16 protein-coding genes are annotated in these 15,774 nt (G+C 71.9%); 4 read left to right on the top strand and 12 right to left on the bottom strand.

Features of this window, described 5'->3' with window-relative positions:
• Positions 1 to 322: 322 nt before the first annotated feature.
• Positions 323 to 1,900, top strand: a complete 1,578-nt coding sequence (locus ABZ371_RS17040; RefSeq protein ID WP_358679729.1) for an alpha/beta hydrolase — start codon at positions 323 to 325, stop codon at positions 1,898 to 1,900.
• 565 nt (positions 1,901 to 2,465) lie between these two features.
• On the opposite strand, the gene ABZ371_RS17035 is transcribed toward ABZ371_RS17040, so the two are convergent.
• The 6 genes from ABZ371_RS17035 to ABZ371_RS17010 form a co-directional block, all read right to left on the bottom strand.
• Positions 2,466 to 3,179: a lysophospholipid acyltransferase family protein gene (locus ABZ371_RS17035; protein WP_358679726.1), complete on the bottom strand. Its 714-nt coding sequence runs from the start codon at positions 3,177 to 3,179 to the stop codon at positions 2,466 to 2,468.
• Between the two features lie 527 nt (positions 3,180 to 3,706).
• A complete protein-coding gene (locus ABZ371_RS17030; RefSeq protein ID WP_014157621.1) occupies positions 3,707 to 3,865 on the bottom strand; it encodes a hypothetical protein in 159 nt (52 codons plus the stop codon).
• A gap of 66 nt (positions 3,866 to 3,931) precedes the next feature.
• Positions 3,932 to 4,882: a cytochrome c oxidase assembly protein gene (locus tag ABZ371_RS17025; RefSeq protein WP_358679722.1), complete on the bottom strand. Its 951-nt coding sequence runs from the start codon at positions 4,880 to 4,882 to the stop codon at positions 3,932 to 3,934.
• A gap of 111 nt (positions 4,883 to 4,993) precedes the next feature.
• On the bottom strand, positions 4,994 to 6,019 hold the full coding sequence (locus ABZ371_RS17020; RefSeq protein ID WP_358679719.1) for a 6-phosphofructokinase: 1,026 nt from the start codon (positions 6,017 to 6,019) through the stop codon (positions 4,994 to 4,996).
• 202 nt (positions 6,020 to 6,221) lie between these two features.
• A complete protein-coding gene (locus ABZ371_RS17015) occupies positions 6,222 to 6,950 on the bottom strand; it encodes a glutamine amidotransferase (protein ID WP_358679716.1) in 729 nt (242 codons plus the stop codon).
• A 34-nt stretch (positions 6,951 to 6,984) separates the two neighbouring features.
• The gene (locus ABZ371_RS17010) at positions 6,985 to 8,223 is read right to left on the bottom strand and encodes a MurT ligase domain-containing protein (RefSeq protein ID WP_358679713.1); all 1,239 of its coding nucleotides are present in this window, start codon (positions 8,221 to 8,223) and stop codon (positions 6,985 to 6,987) included.
• Between the two features lie 114 nt (positions 8,224 to 8,337).
• On the opposite strand from ABZ371_RS17010, the gene def reads away from it, so the two are divergent.
• Entirely contained in the window at positions 8,338 to 8,880 is a 543-nt protein-coding gene (def, locus tag ABZ371_RS17005) for a peptide deformylase (protein WP_358679710.1), read from the top strand.
• Between the two features lie 57 nt (positions 8,881 to 8,937).
• On the opposite strand, the gene ABZ371_RS17000 is transcribed toward def, so the two are convergent.
• Complete coding sequence (locus ABZ371_RS17000) at positions 8,938 to 9,588, bottom strand: TetR family transcriptional regulator (RefSeq protein ID WP_358679708.1); 651 nt, start codon at positions 9,586 to 9,588, stop codon at positions 8,938 to 8,940.
• 177 nt (positions 9,589 to 9,765) lie between these two features.
• Here ABZ371_RS17000 and ABZ371_RS16995 point away from each other — a divergent pair, with 177 nt between their 5' ends.
• Positions 9,766 to 10,992, top strand: a complete 1,227-nt coding sequence (locus ABZ371_RS16995; protein ID WP_358679705.1) for an acyl-CoA dehydrogenase family protein — start codon at positions 9,766 to 9,768, stop codon at positions 10,990 to 10,992.
• Positions 10,993 to 11,040: 48 nt separating this feature from the next.
• Here the strand turns inward: ABZ371_RS16995 and ABZ371_RS16990 are convergent, their stop codons facing one another.
• The 3 genes from ABZ371_RS16990 to ABZ371_RS16980 all read right to left on the bottom strand — a co-directional run bounded on the left by ABZ371_RS16990 (position 11,041) and on the right by ABZ371_RS16980 (position 12,756).
• Positions 11,041 to 11,532: a glutathione peroxidase gene (locus ABZ371_RS16990; RefSeq protein WP_358679702.1), complete on the bottom strand. Its 492-nt coding sequence runs from the start codon at positions 11,530 to 11,532 to the stop codon at positions 11,041 to 11,043.
• 25 nt (positions 11,533 to 11,557) lie between these two features.
• A complete protein-coding gene (locus ABZ371_RS16985; RefSeq protein WP_358679700.1) occupies positions 11,558 to 12,106 on the bottom strand; it encodes a GNAT family N-acetyltransferase in 549 nt (182 codons plus the stop codon).
• Between the two features lie 74 nt (positions 12,107 to 12,180).
• The gene (locus tag ABZ371_RS16980) at positions 12,181 to 12,756 is read right to left on the bottom strand and encodes a helix-turn-helix domain-containing protein (protein WP_358679697.1); all 576 of its coding nucleotides are present in this window, start codon (positions 12,754 to 12,756) and stop codon (positions 12,181 to 12,183) included.
• 166 nt (positions 12,757 to 12,922) lie between these two features.
• Between ABZ371_RS16980 and ABZ371_RS16975 the strand changes: the two genes are divergently transcribed.
• The gene (locus ABZ371_RS16975; RefSeq protein ID WP_358679694.1) at positions 12,923 to 13,345 is read left to right on the top strand and encodes a hypothetical protein; all 423 of its coding nucleotides are present in this window, start codon (positions 12,923 to 12,925) and stop codon (positions 13,343 to 13,345) included.
• Here ABZ371_RS16975 and ABZ371_RS16970 read toward each other — a convergent pair.
• Both ABZ371_RS16970 and ABZ371_RS16965 read right to left on the bottom strand, forming a co-directional pair.
• Positions 13,299 to 14,633 (bottom strand): chloride channel protein, encoded by a 1,335-nt coding sequence (locus tag ABZ371_RS16970; RefSeq protein WP_358679692.1) that lies wholly within the window; start codon positions 14,631 to 14,633, stop codon positions 13,299 to 13,301. The two genes, ABZ371_RS16975 and ABZ371_RS16970, sit on opposite strands and share 47 nt — an antisense overlap.
• 289 nt (positions 14,634 to 14,922) lie before the next feature.
• Complete coding sequence (locus tag ABZ371_RS16965; RefSeq protein WP_358679689.1) at positions 14,923 to 15,612, bottom strand: hypothetical protein; 690 nt, start codon at positions 15,610 to 15,612, stop codon at positions 14,923 to 14,925.
• Between the last annotated feature and the right edge of the window lie 162 nt (positions 15,613 to 15,774).

Genomic DNA, 15,774 nt, shown 5'->3' with positions numbered 1-15,774 from the left:
GGCGGACCGCGAGCCCACCGGCCGGCGGTCGGCCTGACACGGCGGCCAGGGGCGGCCGAGGGCCCCCGGAAACCCGGTCGGCCGGGCCTTGCCCATCCGCTCCGCGACGGCGCCTGACACCGCTGACCGGTCCGTTTGGACCGCTTTTCGTCCCATGGGTCACCCCGTGGTCCGCTCAGCGGGACGCGGAGCACCGGTTATTGGTTCGGTAAAGAAACACGTGTACGCCCTGTTCTCGGCAACCCCACAGACGAAAGGATCCGCTGGACACACGAACGTCTGCGCCGCCACGAGCGGCGCAACGCACAGGGGGAGGTTCCACTTGAGACGCACAGCAGTGCTCGGCTCGGCCGGCACTCTGATCGCGGGCACGCTCATAGCGGGCGCGATAGCCGCGCCCGCAGCCAGCGCCGACGGCCGTCACCACGGCAACGCGGAGGCCCGTGGGGTCCAGCTCGCCGCGGCCCGCGCGGCGAAGGCAGGCATCGACTGGACGGCCTGTCCGGCGGACTGGGCGATCTCCGCTCCCATCCAGTGCGGCTGGGTGACCGTGCCGCTCGACTACGCCGAGCCGCACGGCAAGCAGATCAAGCTCGCCGTCGACCGTCACGTCAGCACGGGTACGGAGGCCGAGCGGCAGGGCGCACTCCTCTACAACCCCGGCGGCCCCGGTGGCTCCGGCATGGCGTTCCCGAAGCGCATCGCCACCAAGAACCCGCTGTGGTCGAAGGTCGCGAAGGCCTACGACTTCGTCGGTTTCGACCCCCGCGGTGTCGGCCACTCGGCCCCCATCTCCTGCGTCGACCCGCAGGAGTTCGTCAAGGCGCCGAAGGCCGACCCGGTGCCCGACAGCGAGGCCGACAAGCGCGCGCAGCGCAAGCTCGCCGCCGAATACGCGGACGGCTGCGCCGAACGCAGCGGTGACATGCTGCCGCACATGACCACGCCCAACACCGCCCGCGACCTGGACGTCATCCGCGCCGCGCTCGGTGAGAAGAAGCTCAACTTCCTGGGCGTCTCCTACGGCACCTACCTGGGCGCGGTCTACGGCACCCTCTTCCCGGACCACGTGCGCCGCATGATCGTCGACAGTGTGGTGAACCCCGCGAAGGACAACATCTGGTACGAGGCCAACCTCGGTCAGGACGTGGCCTTCCAGACCCGCTGGGACGACTGGAAGGCGTGGGTCGCCGAGAACGACGCCGTCTACCACATCGGCAACACCCCGGAGAAGGTCGAGCAGGCGTGGCTGACGCTGCGCGCGGCGGCCAAGAAGAAGCCGATCGGCGGCCTCGTGGGACCCGCCGAGCTCATCGGCTTCTTCCAGAGCGCTCCGTACTACGACTCCGCGTGGGCGCCCGTCGCCCGGACCTGGAGCGCCTACCTGGGAGGTGACACCCAGGCGCTGATCGACGCGGCCGCGCCGGACATGTCGGACGTCGCGGGCAACGCGTCCGCGGAGAACAGCAACGCCGTCTACACGGCGGTCGAGTGCGCGGACGCCAAGTGGCCCACCAGCTGGCGGAAGTGGGACCGCGACAACACCCGGCTGCACAGGGACAACCCGTTCATGACCTGGGCCAACGCCTGGATGAACCTCCCTTGTGTGACCTGGCGGGCCGAGCAGCAGACCCCGCTGGACGTCCGCACGGGCAAGGGCCTGCCCCCCGTGCTGATCGTGCAGTCCACCCGTGACGCGGCCACGCCGTACGAGGGCGCCGTCGAGCTGCACCAGCGTTTCAAGGGCTCACGCCTCATCACCGAGAAGGGCGCCGGGTCCCACGGCGTCACCGGACTGGTCAACCCCTGCATCAACGAGCGGGTGGACACCTACCTGCTCACCGGGAAGACCGACCGCCGCGACGTGACCTGCACTCCGCACGCCACGCCGAAGCCGTAACCGGCCGCGGCATGCCAGGGGCGGCCGGACTCCGGTCCGGCCGCCCGTACGCCGCCGGGCCGGGCGCGACCCTCCCCAGCCTTCAAGGCACCGGCACCGGAGGCTGCGGCGGTAACCCGTCGGGCTCGTGCCGGGTGTCGGAGCCGCGTCCCTCGCCGTCCGGGAACACGGCACCGCTGGAGACGACGACGGCCGAGCCGATCCGCTCCGAGAGGCCCCTCAGTCGCGCGGCGCGCTCCACGCCGCAGTCGACCATGTCGACCAGGACGTCGCAGCCGCCACCGGGCGCCCCGGCGAGGGCGCCTCCTCGCTTCTGTCGAGCACCGCTTCCCGCACGCCCGCGCCCCACGCGCTGCCGCGGCCGCCCCCGCGCGAGGCGGCCGTCACCTTCCAGCCGTCGCGGACCGGGGCCCGCCCCGTGGCTCGTCCGATCTGCCCCGTGATGCCGCCCGTGACACTGCCCCCTGGCGCCCGGTACGAACGCTCGTCCTCTGCTCATACGGGCGAGGCTACGGTCACCACCTCCGTGCGGGCCAGGGTTGTCGGCCAGGAGCAGATTCCCCGCTCAGCGCTGCCGTCGCGGGAACTTCCGGGGCTGCTCGGCGCTTTGTGCCGCCTTCACCTTGGTCGCGTACTCGTCGACGTACTCCTGCTCGGACAGGCCGAGGATGGCGTACATGATCTCGTCGGTGACCGCCCGGATGGCCGCCTTCTGGTCTTCGAGCCCGGCGTAGCGGGAGAAGTCCAGCGGCTTCCCGAAGCGGATGGTGACGCGCTTGACCCGGGGCACGGTCTGACCCGGCGGCTGGATCTCGAAGGTACCGACCATCGCGCAGGGAATGACCGGGACGCCCGCCTTGATCGCCATGACAGCGACCCCGACCTTGCCCTTGTACAGCCGCCCGTCGTGGGAACGGGTGCCCTCCGGATAGATGCCGAGCAACTCGCCCTTGCTCAGCACCCCCAGCCCCTCACGGATCGCCGCCTGCCCCGCCTCCTTGCCCGACCGGTCGACCGGGATCTGGCCGATGCTGTGGAAGAAGGCCGCGGTGAGCCGACCCTTGATGCCCGGGCCGGTGAAGTACTCGGCCTTGGCGAGGAACGTGATCCGGCGCTTGATGATCGCGGGCATCAGGAAGTGGTCGGAGAAAGAGAGGTGGTTGCCCGCGACGATGGCGGCACCGTCCTCGGGGATGTGCTCGAGCCCTTCGATGCGGGGCCGGAACACCAGGCGCAGCAGGGGCCCCAGGACGACGTACTTGAGCAGGTAGTAGAACACGATCTCTCCCCAAGTCTGCTGGATCGGGCAACGCGGCCGCGCGCTCTGTACGGGCACGGGGACCGCACTCCCATGGTTCTTCGCACCGCCGCCCGTCTCCGCTGATCGATCGTAGCCCGGCGGCAAGCGGTTTCGGCGGGGTTGCGGACCTCCGGCGGGCACCACCGGGCCGGTACGGTCCGGCCCGGACCCGCCGCACGGGGTCGAAGCGGACCCGGCCCGGAGGCTGCACGACGCACACCGGCGGCGAACCGCGGGGGACGAAGGACGAGACCCGTCCTCGATGGCGAGCGGCGCGGGGCGGCCCGGAGCCCGGGCCCGCCGAGGCGCACCCCGCAGAGGGACCGGAGCCGGCGGGGACCACAGCCGGAGCCGACCGAAGGCAGCGCAACCCTGACCCGCCCGTCCCCGCCGCGCCGCCCACACACGCTGTACGCCACCCGTCACCGGCCGCGCGCCGCACGCCGTGCGGGGCTGCCGCCCCCGGCCGGGACGACGGGCATCCGGAGAGGGGAGAGGAGAGGTCCTCAGGTGTCCCGGGTGGCGAGCATCCCCAGGGTGGCCAGTCCCAGCACCACCCAGCCGAACCAGAGCCAGCCGTTGCTCCCCAGCGCCACCGTGTACGCCGTCACCGCGACGAGCGTCCCCACGGTGAGCACTCCCATGGTCTTCGTGGATCCGGGCATGAGCACACGCTCCTCACCGGCCGCACGGCCGTTGAAGCCATGGTCACCCCACAGGGGTCCCCGCCGCTACTGTCCGCGGGCCTGCAATGAGGCGAGGTAGGCGTTGTAGGCGTGCAGCTCCTGGTCGCCGTCCCGGTCGGCCGCGCGGTCGGAGCGCTTGGCCGTCCGCTGCTCGGAGCGGTACCACTGGAAGACCAGGGCGATCAGCACCAGGACGGACGGGATCTCGCTGAAGGCCCAGGCGATGCCGCCCGCCGCGGACTGGTCACCGAGCGCGTCGATGCCCAGGGAGGCCGGAGGGGTCTCGTACGCCTTCACCATCGGCTGGCTCGCCATCATCAGCGCGATACCGAAGAACGCGTGGAACGGCATGCCGGCGAAGAGCTCCAGCATCCGCATCACGTACCCGGGCCGGTGCGGGCCGGGGTCCACACCCATGATCGGCCAGAAGAAGACCAGGCCGACCGCGAGGAAGTGCACCATCATCGCGACGTGGCCGGTCTTCGACCCCATCAGGAAGTCGAACAGGGGAGTGAAGTACAGGCCGTACAGGCTGGCGATGAAGAGCGGGATCGTGAACACCGGATGCGTGATGATCTTCATGTACCTGCTGTGGAGCAGCTTGAGCAGCAGCTCCCGCGGCCCGGTCCGGCCCCGTCCCGCCACCGGCAGGGCCCGCAGCGCCAGGGTCACCGGTGCGCCCAGCAGCAGGAGGATCGGCGACACCATGCTGATGATCATGTGCTGCACCATGTGCACGCTGAACATGACCATGCCGTAGTCGTTGAGGCCCGTGCACATCACCAGGGCGATGGTCAGCACACCGAGGACGAAGAACACCGACCGGTTGACCGGCCAGCCGTCACCCCGCCTGCGCAGGCGCAGCACCGCGTAGCCGTACAGGACCAGCGCGGCGGCGCAGCCGACGAGGAAGAACGGGTCCGCGGAGAACTCGAGCCCGCGCCCCAGCGTGAACGGCGGCAGATCCATGTTCACGCCGTGCCCGCTGTGCTCCATCTGTTCACTCCCGCTGGGGACGTCCCCGTTTCGTGCCGGTTGTCCGCTCCAGAGTAGAACCGCCCCCGGCCGCGGGTGCGGCCGGGGGCGGTTCGTGGAGCGTCGTGGCGCTCAGAGAACGACCTGTGCCTCCGCGTAGCGCTCGGCGGGGACCGTCTTGAGGGTCTCCACGGCCGCGGCCAGCGGGACCATCGTGATGTCCGTACCGCGCAGCGCCGTCATCATGCCGAACTCGCCCCGGTGCGCCGCCTCCACCGCGTGCCAGCCGAAACGGGTGGCGAGGACCCGGTCGTACGCGGTGGGGGTGCCGCCGCGCTGGACGTGCCCCAGGATGACCGGGCGGGCCTCCTTGCCGAGGCGCTGCTCCAGCTCACCGGAGAGCTGCGTCGCGACGCCGGCGAAGCGCTCGTGACCGTAGATGTCCTTCTTCCCCTGGCTGAACTCCATGGAGCCCGCGCGGGGCTTGGCGCCCTCCGCGACGACGACGATCGCGAACTTCTTGCCGTCCGAGAACCGCCGGCCGACGAGCGAGGCCAGCTCCTCGATGTCGAACGGCCTCTCGGGGACGACGATGGCGTGCGCGCCCGCCGCCATGCCCGAGTGCAGCGCGATCCAGCCGGTGTGCCGCCCCATGACCTCGACGATCAGCACCCGCTGGTGCGATTCGGCGGTCGTCTTCAGACGGTCCAGCGCCTCGGTCGCCACCCCTACGGCCGTGTCGAAGCCGAAGGTCACATCGGTGGACGCTATGTCGTTGTCGATGGTCTTGGGCACGCCGACGATGGGCAGCCCCGCCTCGGAGAGCAGGTTGGCCGCCTTCAGCGTGCCCTCGCCGCCGATGGGGATGATCGCGTCGAGGCCGAGATCGGCCACGTGGCCCCGGGCCCGCTCCACGCCGTCACGCAGGTGCGCGGGCTGGACCCGTGAGGAGCCGAGGATCGTGCCGCCCCGGGCGAGGATGCCGCCGACCGCGTCGAGGTCGAGCTTGCGGTAGTCGCACTCGAGGAGTCCCCTCCAGCCGTCGTGGAAGCCGATGACCTCGTCACCGTGATCGACCACCGCGCGGTGCACGACGGAACGGATGACGGCGTTGAGGCCGGGGCAGTCGCCGCCGGAGGTGAGCACACCAATTCGCATTGCCCGGGAAACCTTTGCAACGTGGGCCGACGACCGGACCACGTCGTCCGGTTGGATCCCCGCCACCCTACCGGCGCGGGGCGCCGGGACCGTACCCACCGTCCGACTGCTGGACGTCCGCCGGCCGCCCACGGAACCTCCCCAGCGTGCGCGACCCGTCACCGGGATCGCCGCCGGGGAGGCCCGTGGACGGCCGGGGGCGTCAGGCGGGCTGCGTCGCCGAGGCGATCCGCTCCGCGCGCAGCGCCTCGTACCACCGGTCGTCGGTCGGCGGCAGCGCGTTCACGTCGAGGGCCAGCTTCAGCAGGTGGTCCGCGATCAGCGGGTTGCGTGCCAGCACGGGACCGTGCATGTACGTGCCGAAGACCGTGTCGTTGTACGCGCCCTCGGTGCCGTCCCCGGTGCCGTTGCCCCGGCCGATCCGCGTGCGCGCGAAGGGCCTGGCGGTCGGACCGAGGTGGGTGATGCCCTGGTGGTTCTCGAAGCCCGTCAGCGGCGGCAGCCCGAGACCCGGGTCGATGTCGCCGAGCACGTCGCCGACGCACCGCGCGCCCTCGCCCCGCGTGGAGACCACGTCGAGCAGGCCGAGCCCGGGCTCGCGCTCGCCGAGGTCGTTGATGAACTCGTGGCCGAGGATCTGGTAGCCGGCGCACACCGAGAAGATGATCGCACCGTTGGACGCGGCCCTGCTCAGCCCCCCGTCGCGGCGCAGCCGCTCCGCCGCCAGGCGCTGCGGCCGGTCCTCACCGCCACCGATCAGGTAGATGTCGCCCGAGGTCGGGATGGGCTGGTCGCTGCGTACGTCGACGCGCGCCACGTCGAGGCCGCGCTGCCGCGCCCGGCGCTCCACCACCAGGGCGTTGCCCTGGTCGCCGTAGGTACTGAGCAGGTCGGGGTAGACCCACACCAGCCGCAGGCCGTTGTTGCTCATGCTTCGTCCTCTCCGGGGGGAGCCCGCGCGGGGGTCAGTTGCCGACACGACGGCGCAGATCCTGGAAGGCGGTGTAGTTGGCGATGACCTCGATGCGGCCCGGCGGAGCCATCTGGACGGCCTCGTCCAGGTTCTCGCAGACGCGGAAGTCGAGTCCGGCGACCTCGAGCCGGACCGCGAGGTCCAGCTTGCGGTCACCCAGTACGAAGATCGGGTGGCCGTACAGCTGGGTGTAGTCGACGTCCCACAGCCAGGAGGTGTCCGTGCCGTCGGCGCCCCGGGCGTTCACCGAGAGGATCACCGGGGTGGGTGGTGGATCGATGAGGGAGAACGTCTCCAGCCAGCCGGCGGGGTTCTTCGCCAGCAGCAGCCGCAGCTCGCGGCCGAGGAAGGAGACCACGTCGTAGCGGCCCGCCACGGCCTGCACCTGGTACATGCGCTCCAGGGCGACCTGCGGCGGTACGCCGAAGACGGCGGCCACGGCGGCCGAGCTGGTGGCGTTGGCCTTGTTGGCCCGGCCCGGCAGCTGCAGGTGGATCGGCCACGCCGAACCGTGCGGGTCCAGGACGTAGTCGCCGTTGAGGGCCCAGCTCGGGGCGGGGCGCCGGAAACCGCACTCGCCGCAGAACCAGTCGTCACCGGGACGCTGCATCACGCCGCCGCACGACGGGCAGGACCAGGCGTCGTCCTTCCACGCCTGTCCCGCCGCGACCCACACCACGTTGGGCGAGGAGGAGGCGGCCCACACGATCAGCGGGTCGTCGGCGTTGGCCACGATCACGGCCTTGGAGCCGGAGAGCCCCTCACGCCACTTCTCGGCCAGCATCCGGGTCTCGGCCGCGCGGTCCAGCTGGTCGCGGGAGAGGTTGAGCAGCGCGATCACCTTCGGGGTGGTGTCGCGGGCGACGCCGGCGAGGTACTTCTCGTCGACCTCGATCACGCCGTACTTCGCGTCCGAGCCACCCGCCAGCGCGGAGGTGATCCCCGCCGGCATGTTGGCGCCCAGTGCGTTCGACACGACGGGGCCGGCGGCGCGCAGCGCCTCGGCGATCAACCGCGTGGTGGTCGTCTTCCCGTTCGTCGCGGACACGAGGATCACGTCCAGGTGCTGCGCCAGCCGCCCCAGCAGGTCGGGGTCGAGCTTGAGCGCCACCCGGCCGCCGATCACCGATCCGCTGCCGCGCCCCGCAGCGCGCGACACCGCCGCCGCCGCCTTGCCCGCCGTCACGGCGAGCTTGGCCCGCGGCGACAACGGCTCCGTGTTGCCTGCCATCGTCCTAGATCCTCCTTGCATCGGTCCGCGCCCAGCCTATCGATGTCCGGCGCGACGACCGCACCACGGCACCACGCGGAACGTGGAGGTCACGTGGAACGTAGGCTTCCTCCCATGCGAAACCGCCCGATCCCCGGCAGTTCCGGACTCGTGCACGCCATGAGCCTGCTCGGCGACCCGGTACTCCACAGCCCCTGCGGCGAGGTCACCGACTTCGGCCCGTCGCTGGACCGGCTGGTCGAGGACATGTTCGCCACCATGTACGCCGCCCAGGGTGTCGGGCTCGCCGCCAACCAGATCGGTGTCCCGCTGAGGGTGTTCGTGTTCGACTGCCCGGACGACGAGGAGGTGCGGCACCTGGGGCATGTCGTCAACCCCGTGCTCGTCGAGGCGGACGGGATCACGGTGCGCGGACCCGAGGGCTGTCTCTCACTCCCCGGTGTGGAGGCGGGGACCCCGCGTTTCGACCGTGCGGTGGTCGAGGGCAGGACCGTGACGGGCGAGCCGGTGCGGATCACGGGCACGGGCTGGTTCGCCCGCTGCCTCCAGCACGAGTGCGACCATCTGGAGGGCCGTGTCTACACGGACCGCCTGACCGGGCTGCGCCGCGCCAAGGCGCTGCGCGCGGCCAGGCGGGCGCCGTGGGGGCGCGGCTGATTCCGGACGTTCCCTCGGAACACCGGGCCGGCACCCCCGCATCCCGGCCCCGCGGTCTCAGAATCCGGGACCGTCCGGCAGGTCGCCGGCCTCGGCCAGCCGGCCCCAGAGGAGGTCGGCGAGGCTGCGGACCAGCTGCTCACGCGGGCAGGGGCGGTCGCCCAGCCACCAGTCCCCGGCCGCGTGCATCATGCCGACGATCCCGTGGCCCCAGATGCGGGCCATCTGCTCGCCGTCCGGGCCGAGGTCGATCCGTTCCGCGATCACCTTGCCGAGTTCCTCACCGAGGCGCCGCAGCAGGGGAGCGGAGTGCCGGCCGACGTCGAAGCCCTGCTCGGGTGAGGGCGCCGCGTCCTCGGAGGGGTGCATGAGGAAGCGGTAGACCTGGGGGCGGGCCTCGATCGCGGCGAGATAGGTGTCCAGCGTCGCCTCGACGCGCGCGCGTCGTTCCGCCGGGGCGTCGAGCGCGGCCCGCAAGGCGCTGAGCAGGGCGTCGGTATGGCGCTTGGCGAGGGCGCGGTAGAGGCCGCCCTTGTCGCCGAAGTGGCGGTACAGGATGGGTTTGGTGATACCCGCCTCGGCGGCGATCGCGTTCATCGACGCCTGGGGGCCGTCCCTGAGCACCACCCGGTCCGCGGCTTCGAGCAGCTCGCGGCGGCGGCGTTCGGCCGCGGTCCGCTGCCGTTCGGCCCCTCGTGTGGTCTCCATGGTGTTCTCCCGCCCCGGCCGGCTGTCCTGCGATCGCTCCTGACGCCCGGGCAACGTAACACCCCGCCCTGCGGGGCGTGGATCCGCGGCCGACCGGTTGACAGTGACTACTTGCTGGTAACAGACTGTTGTTACCGCGAGTAACGCATGGTTGGTCCGGAAGTGCATGGAGGGAACATGGCCGAGTTCACGTTCGAGCTCAACGATGACCAGAAGCAGGTCCGCGACTGGCTTCACGGCTTCGCCGCCGACGTGATCCGCCCGGCCGCCTCGGAGTGGGACGAGCGTGAGGAAACGCCCTGGCCCGTCATCCAGGAAGCGGCCAAGGTGGGCATCTACTCCCTCGACTTCTACGCCCAGCAGTTCTTCGACCCTACGGGTCTCGGCATCCCGGTGGCCATGGAGGAGCTGTTCTGGGGCGACGCCGGCATCGCCCTGTCGATCGTCGGGACGGGCCTGGCCGCCGTCGGCGTCCTCGCCAACGGCACCGAGGAGCAGATCGGCACCTGGATCCCGCAGATGTACGGCGACGCCGACGACGTGAAGGTCGCCGCGTTCTGTTCCTCGGAGCCGGACGCCGGCTCGGACGTCGCCTCGATGCGCACCCGCGCGGTGTACGACGCCGCCAAGGACGAGTGGGTCCTCAACGGCACCAAGACGTGGGCGACCAACGGGGGCATCGCCAACGTCCACGTGGTGGTCGCGGTCGTCGACCCGGAGCTGGGGTCGAAGGGGCACGCCTCCTTCATCGTCCCGCCGGCCACGCCGGGCCTCTCCCAGGGACAGAAGTTTAAGAAGCATGGAATCCGCGCCTCGCACACGGCCGAGGTGGTCCTCGAAGACGTCCGCGTGCCCGGCCACTGCCTGCTCGGCGGCAAGGACAAGCTCGACGAGCGCCTGGCACGCGCCCGCGAGCGGGCCAGGGCCGGCGGCGAACGCGTCAAGAACGCGGCGATGGCGACCTTCGAGGCATCCCGCCCGGCCGTCGGCGCCATGGCCGTCGGCACCGCCCGCGCCGCCTACGAGGTCGCCCTCGACTACGCGAAGACCCGTACCCAGTTCGGCCGCCCCATCATCGACAACCAGGGCGTCGCCTTCCAGCTGGCCGACATGCGCACCCGGATCGACGCCGCCCGGCTGCTGGTCTGGCGCGCCTCCTGGATGGCGAGCGCCGGAAAGCCGTTCACCTCGGCGGAGGGGTCGATGTCGAAGCTGTACGCCAGCGAGACGGCGAAGGACGTCACCGCCCAGGCCGTACAGATCCTCGGGGGCAACGGCTTCACCCGGGAGTATCCCGTGGAGCGCATGCACCGGGACGCGGCGATCTACACCATCTTCGAGGGCACGAGCGAGATCCAGCGCCTGGTCATCGCCCGGACGCTGTCGGGGATGCCGATCCGCTAGCACGCGCAGGGGCCGGGCCGGCGCGGTCCGGCCCCTGTGCCGTCCCCGTCAGCGTCGCGGCAGGTGCGCCTCGATGGCCGCGACGACCTCGGGGGCCTCCGGCTCGGTCCGCGGACGGATACGGGCGACCGGCTCGCCGGCCGGGGAGATCAGGAACTTCTCGAAGTTCCACTGGACGTCACCGGCCGCGCCCTCGGCGTCCGGAAGCTTCGTCAGCTCCGTGTACAGCGGGTGCCTGCCCTCGCCGTTGACGTCGGTCTTCTCCAGGAGGGGGAAGGTGACCCCGTACGTCGCCGAGCAGAAGGCCTGGATGTCCTCGGCGGTGCCGGGCTCCTGGCCGGCGAACTGGTTGCAGGGCACCCCGAGCACCGTGAAGCCGCGGTCCCCGTACTCCTTCTGCAGCCGCTCCAGACCCGCGTACTGCGGGGTGAGGCCGCACCGGGAGGCGACGTTGACCAGCAGGACCGCCGAGCCCTCGTAGGCGCCCAGGGTGGTGGGCTCGCCGGTGAGCGTGCGGAGCTGGATGTCGTGCAGGGACATGGGGACTCTCCTCGTCAGCGTGATGTCACCGCTCATTGTGACGGTCGCGGGCCCCGGGGCCGACCGCCTTGTAGTAGAAGGTGGTGGGCTGCAGGACGCTCTGCGGGTCGCCCGCGTAGGCCGGCACGGACCCGCACTCCGTCCAGCCCGCCGATCGGTACAGCCTCTCGGCCGGGCTTCCGGTCTCGGTGTCGAGGATGAGCAGCGACAGTCCCTCGTCGGCCGCCGACCGCTCGGCGGCGGCGAGCAGGGCACGGCCGATGCCGTGGCCCCGGGCCGACGGGCAGACCATCAGCTTGGCGACCTCCGCCCTGTGGCGGGCGTTGGGCAGGGCCGGTTTGACCAGGCCGATCGTGCCGGCGACCCGCTCGCCGTCCCTGGCGATCCAGACCTGGAGGTGTCCGGCGTCGACGGCGGCGGCGCGCTCCCGCCACCAGGAGGCGGCCGTGCTCCGGTCGAGCGGCGCGAGAAAGCCCACGGAGGCGCCACCCTCCACCGTCTCGATCAGCAGGGCGGCCAGTTCGTCGGCGTAGGTGACCAGTTCGGGTCCGGAGACGGGGACGATCTCGGTCATGGAGCAGGCCTTTCGTGTTCACGGCCGGCGGATGCCGGCCGGTGGTGCGTGGAGGGGACGTGCGTGAGGCGGTGTCACGGCAGGACGATCAGCACGGCGTAGCGGACCCGTTGCGGGCCGGGGCAGTGGAAGCGCGAGGGCCCGTGCAGCCGGAAGCGCAGGCAGTCCCCGGCGTGCAGGGTGTGCGCGATGGCGTCCACGGTGATCTCGACCGTGCCCTCGAGTACCCAGATGTGCTGCTCCACACCGGGAACGGGCGCGTTCTCGTACGACACGACGGCGCCGGCGTCGAGCGTGCCCTCGACGAGCTCGGCGCGCAGGCCCGGGTGCGGTGGTGAGACGGAGCGGCGCACGAAACCCGACCGCTCGTCCCTCCACACGGGCTGGCGCGCGCTCCGCACCAGCTGGGGCGGCTCCCCCTCGACCTCCATCAGCAGGCGTGACATCGTCCGCCCGTACACCGTGCAGAGGTGACCGAGGACCGCCGTCGTGGGGCTCAGCTCCCCCCGCTCCAGGCGGGACAGGGTCGACCGGCTCACCCCGGTCCGCTTCGACAGCTCCTCCAGCGACCAGCCGCGTTCCGTACGCAGCAGGCCCAGGCGGGCCGCGAGCCGGTCGTCGACCGATGCGGGAGTCCGCTCGTCTCTCATATCCGGGATGATATCTCCGAATGGAGATATGTGCGGGTCCTCCCGGGTGCCGATCGGGTGATGGCGTGCCAGCGTGAAAAGGGACAGGTAAGCCGAGTAAGCCGCATGCCGGCACGTCCGTGCCGCGCATCGGCTGCGGATCCGGGAGGCCGACATGGCCGGCAGCATGAGTGGGACGCGAACGGGCCACGACTCGACGCGCGGGCGCAAAGGCGCCGCGTCGGGCTGGACCGTCTTCGCGGCGGTGATGATGATCTTCGGTGGGGCCATGGCCGTCCTCGAGGGCATCTCCGCCATCGCCAAGGACGACCTGTTCGTCTCGACGCGCAACTACGTCTTCCAGTTCAGCCTGACGGGCTGGGGATGGGTGCACCTCATCCTGGGGATCGTCGTCGTCCTCGCCGGATGCGCGCTCTTCAGCGGCGCTCTCTGGGCACGTGCCGTCGGCGTTCTGCTCGCCGGGCTCCTGGCCGTCGCCAACTTCCTGTGGCTCCCGTACTACCCGTTCTGGTCCATCGTCCTCATCGCGATCAACGTCTTCGTCATCTGGGCTCTGTGTACGGGGTCCCGGAGGGATGATCGAATCTGAGCACCAGGACATAGGAGACCACCACCGAGACGATCACGAGCGGCATGACGGTCACACCCTCGGACCCCAGCAGCAGCGTCGCCAGCAGGACCGATGTCATCGGCAGCCGGAGCATCGCCACGCACATGGCGCCGATGCCCATCGCGAAAGCCGGCACCGGGTCGAGGCCGGGCAGGTGCGACAGCGCCAGCCCACCCGCCGCTCCGAGGAACATCGACGGAAAGATGGGCCCCCCTCTGAAGGCGCTGAGTGAGGCCGCGTACGCGAGCCCCTTGCAGACGAGCAGGGTCAGGAGCGCCCCCACCGTGTACGCGGCGTCCTCGGCGAGCAGGCCGCCGAGGGCGTCCTGGCCCGAGTACAGCACCTCGGACGCGTTCCTCCCCGAGCTCTCGGCGTAGAGGAGGGCGAGCACGCCGACCGTCAGGCCCATCGCCGCGGTCGAGACCACCCGCCGCCGCGCGACCCGCTCCTGCAGGGCGAGGGACAGCCTCCTGACGCCCGCCCCGGCGACGGCCGCGCCGGCCCCGATCGCGACGGCCCAGGCGAACGCGGCCACGGTGGGCTGTGAGGCGTGGGGTACGTGCGGGAGGGTCAGTGAGTACGTCCCCAGACCGGTCCACGACCCGAGACCGATGAAGACGAGCGAGCCGAGGCCCGAGGCGAGGAGTCCCGGCACGAGCGCGACGCCGAGCATCATCCCGGCGAGACCGGACGCCTCCATCAGCAGGAAGGCGCCGAGCAGGGGCGACCCCAGCAGGGCGCTGACGGCGGCGAAGCTCCCCGCGGCCGCCACCATGGCCGCGGCGCCCGGCGCGATGCCGGGCTTGAGCAGACGTACCGCGTCCGCGGCGAGCCCGCCGCCCAGGGCGATGAGGGGGGCCTCCGGCCCGAGGACGGCGCCGAGGCCGAGGGTCGCGAGCGCGGCGAGCGCGACCCCCGGAAGCTCGGCGGCCGAGGGCGCTCCCGTGTTCACGAAGCCCTCGGCGGGTCTGTGCCCCCCGGTGCCCGGGAGATGGCGGACGGCCAGTCCCGTCAGCACACCGGCCACGGCCAGCAGGGGCACCGGCCACCAGGACGGCGTGCCGTGGAAGCCGAGGCCGCGGGGGAGGTCCGTGTAGGTCAGGGACTGCAACTCGTGGACGAGCGCCAGGAAGCCGAACGCCGCGGCGGAGACGGGCACCCCGAGGGCCGCCACCATCAGGAGCAGCACCGCGTACCCCCGGCTGCGGACCACCGCGAGGGGATCCGGGGCCTCCGTGCCGGGCGTCCCGGCCGGTCGGGCCGACATGGTCATGGTCTCCTCGGAGTCAGGGCGGGGTCGTACCGCCCCGCCGAGTCCTCACGGTGATACCACGATGGGCCGTTATGTCCGCGATGTACCCGCTGTGAGTGACAGGCGAATCCGGACGGGCCACCTCACCCCGTCCCGCCCGGGGAGGCGCCCCGCGGGCGCGGCACCGGCCGGTGGGGTCGCCCTGTTCGCTCCGGTGGGCGTCCCGCTCGGTGAACGCCTCCGGAACCCGGGCCCGGCAGGCCACCGCGGCGTCGGCGAGGCGGCCGGCGACCGGTATCCGCCGTCACGCCTCGGCGTCGTCCCACTCCCTGCCGAGCAGCGGACTGTCGAACGAGCGCAGCACCACCAGGAGCGCCGCGCCCAGCCGCCAGTCGTATCCGGGCGCGCGCAGGTGCAGCGCGTCACCTCCCGACCGGAACTCCATCGGCACCTCCCGGCGCGCGCGCCACACGATGCGCCGGGGCCCCCGGGCGGCGTCGCCGTCACCGCCGAGGAGACTCAGCAGGATGACCAACGTCTGGACGGGGACGAACAGCCACCACACGAACCACCAGACGATCCGGCCCTTGAGACCCACCGCCTCGTCGCCGTCCGCCGGAGTCACCGTCCAGCGGGTACGCAGGCCCCGGCCGCGGAGCGCCTTCTCGCGCACCAGGGTCCCGATGAGCTCGCCGTGGGCGCCCAGGACCCGGTACGTCGCGACACCGCCTCCGGCCGACACGGTCACCAGGGTGGCCAGCCGCTCCCGGCGGTGCTCGTCCGCCCACAGGACGAAGGAGCGGGCTCCGCCGCGCCGAGCCGCCCGGTAGGCGGGTATCCCGCCCGGCGGCAACTCGCGCTCCACGTACGCCACCGCGCGAGCGGGCCCCGGGCCGTCCGCGCACAGCACCGCATGACCCACCGGAGCGCCGGCGCCGCCTCCGCCCGCCGCCTCGTTCCGTGGCGCGGACCCCATGGTCACGACCCTGCTCACCGCTCTGCCCCTCCCTGATGTGTCACACCCGCCTGAGAGGATCCACGGGTGGAATCCTCCGAACCCCCGCCCGCGCTCTTCCCCGGACCGCAGCCGGAAGCCGCCCGCCCCGACGCCCGCCGCCCGGTGCGCTGCGCCCTGTGCGGGCGCCCCCTCACCGGC

Origin of the sequence: Streptomyces sp. NPDC005899, from assembly GCF_040629645.1 — a bacterium.
Taxonomy (GTDB): Bacteria; Actinomycetota; Actinomycetes; order Streptomycetales; family Streptomycetaceae; genus Streptomyces.
The sequence above is the reverse complement of the archived record's forward strand: the minus strand, read 5'-3'. Positions and strand labels throughout refer to the sequence as shown.

Excerpts from the sequence above, each read along its gene's own strand:
- ABZ371_RS17020 (WP_358679719.1), bottom strand. The coding sequence starts at position 6,019 with ATGCGAATTGGTGTGCTCACCTCCGGCGGCGACTGCCCCGGCCTCAAC.
- ABZ371_RS16975 (WP_358679694.1), top strand. The coding sequence starts at position 12,923 with ATGAGTGGGACGCGAACGGGCCACGACTCGACGCGCGGGCGCAAAGGC.
- ABZ371_RS17030 (WP_014157621.1), bottom strand. The coding sequence starts at position 3,865 with ATGCCCGGATCCACGAAGACCATGGGAGTGCTCACCGTGGGGACGCTC.
- ABZ371_RS16970 (WP_358679692.1), bottom strand. The coding sequence starts at position 14,633 with ATGTCGGCCCGACCGGCCGGGACGCCCGGCACGGAGGCCCCGGATCCC.
- def (WP_358679710.1), top strand. The coding sequence starts at position 8,338 with ATGCGAAACCGCCCGATCCCCGGCAGTTCCGGACTCGTGCACGCCATG.
- ABZ371_RS17015 (WP_358679716.1), bottom strand. The coding sequence starts at position 6,950 with ATGAGCAACAACGGCCTGCGGCTGGTGTGGGTCTACCCCGACCTGCTC.
- ABZ371_RS17000 (WP_358679708.1), bottom strand. The coding sequence starts at position 9,588 with ATGGAGACCACACGAGGGGCCGAACGGCAGCGGACCGCGGCCGAACGC.
- ABZ371_RS17025 (WP_358679722.1), bottom strand. The coding sequence starts at position 4,882 with ATGGAGCACAGCGGGCACGGCGTGAACATGGATCTGCCGCCGTTCACG.
- ABZ371_RS16990 (WP_358679702.1), bottom strand. The coding sequence starts at position 11,532 with ATGTCCCTGCACGACATCCAGCTCCGCACGCTCACCGGCGAGCCCACC.
- ABZ371_RS16980 (WP_358679697.1), bottom strand. The coding sequence starts at position 12,756 with ATGAGAGACGAGCGGACTCCCGCATCGGTCGACGACCGGCTCGCGGCC.
- ABZ371_RS16985 (WP_358679700.1), bottom strand. The coding sequence starts at position 12,106 with ATGACCGAGATCGTCCCCGTCTCCGGACCCGAACTGGTCACCTACGCC.
- ABZ371_RS16995 (WP_358679705.1), top strand. The coding sequence starts at position 9,766 with ATGGCCGAGTTCACGTTCGAGCTCAACGATGACCAGAAGCAGGTCCGC.
- ABZ371_RS17010 (WP_358679713.1), bottom strand. The coding sequence starts at position 8,223 with ATGGCAGGCAACACGGAGCCGTTGTCGCCGCGGGCCAAGCTCGCCGTG.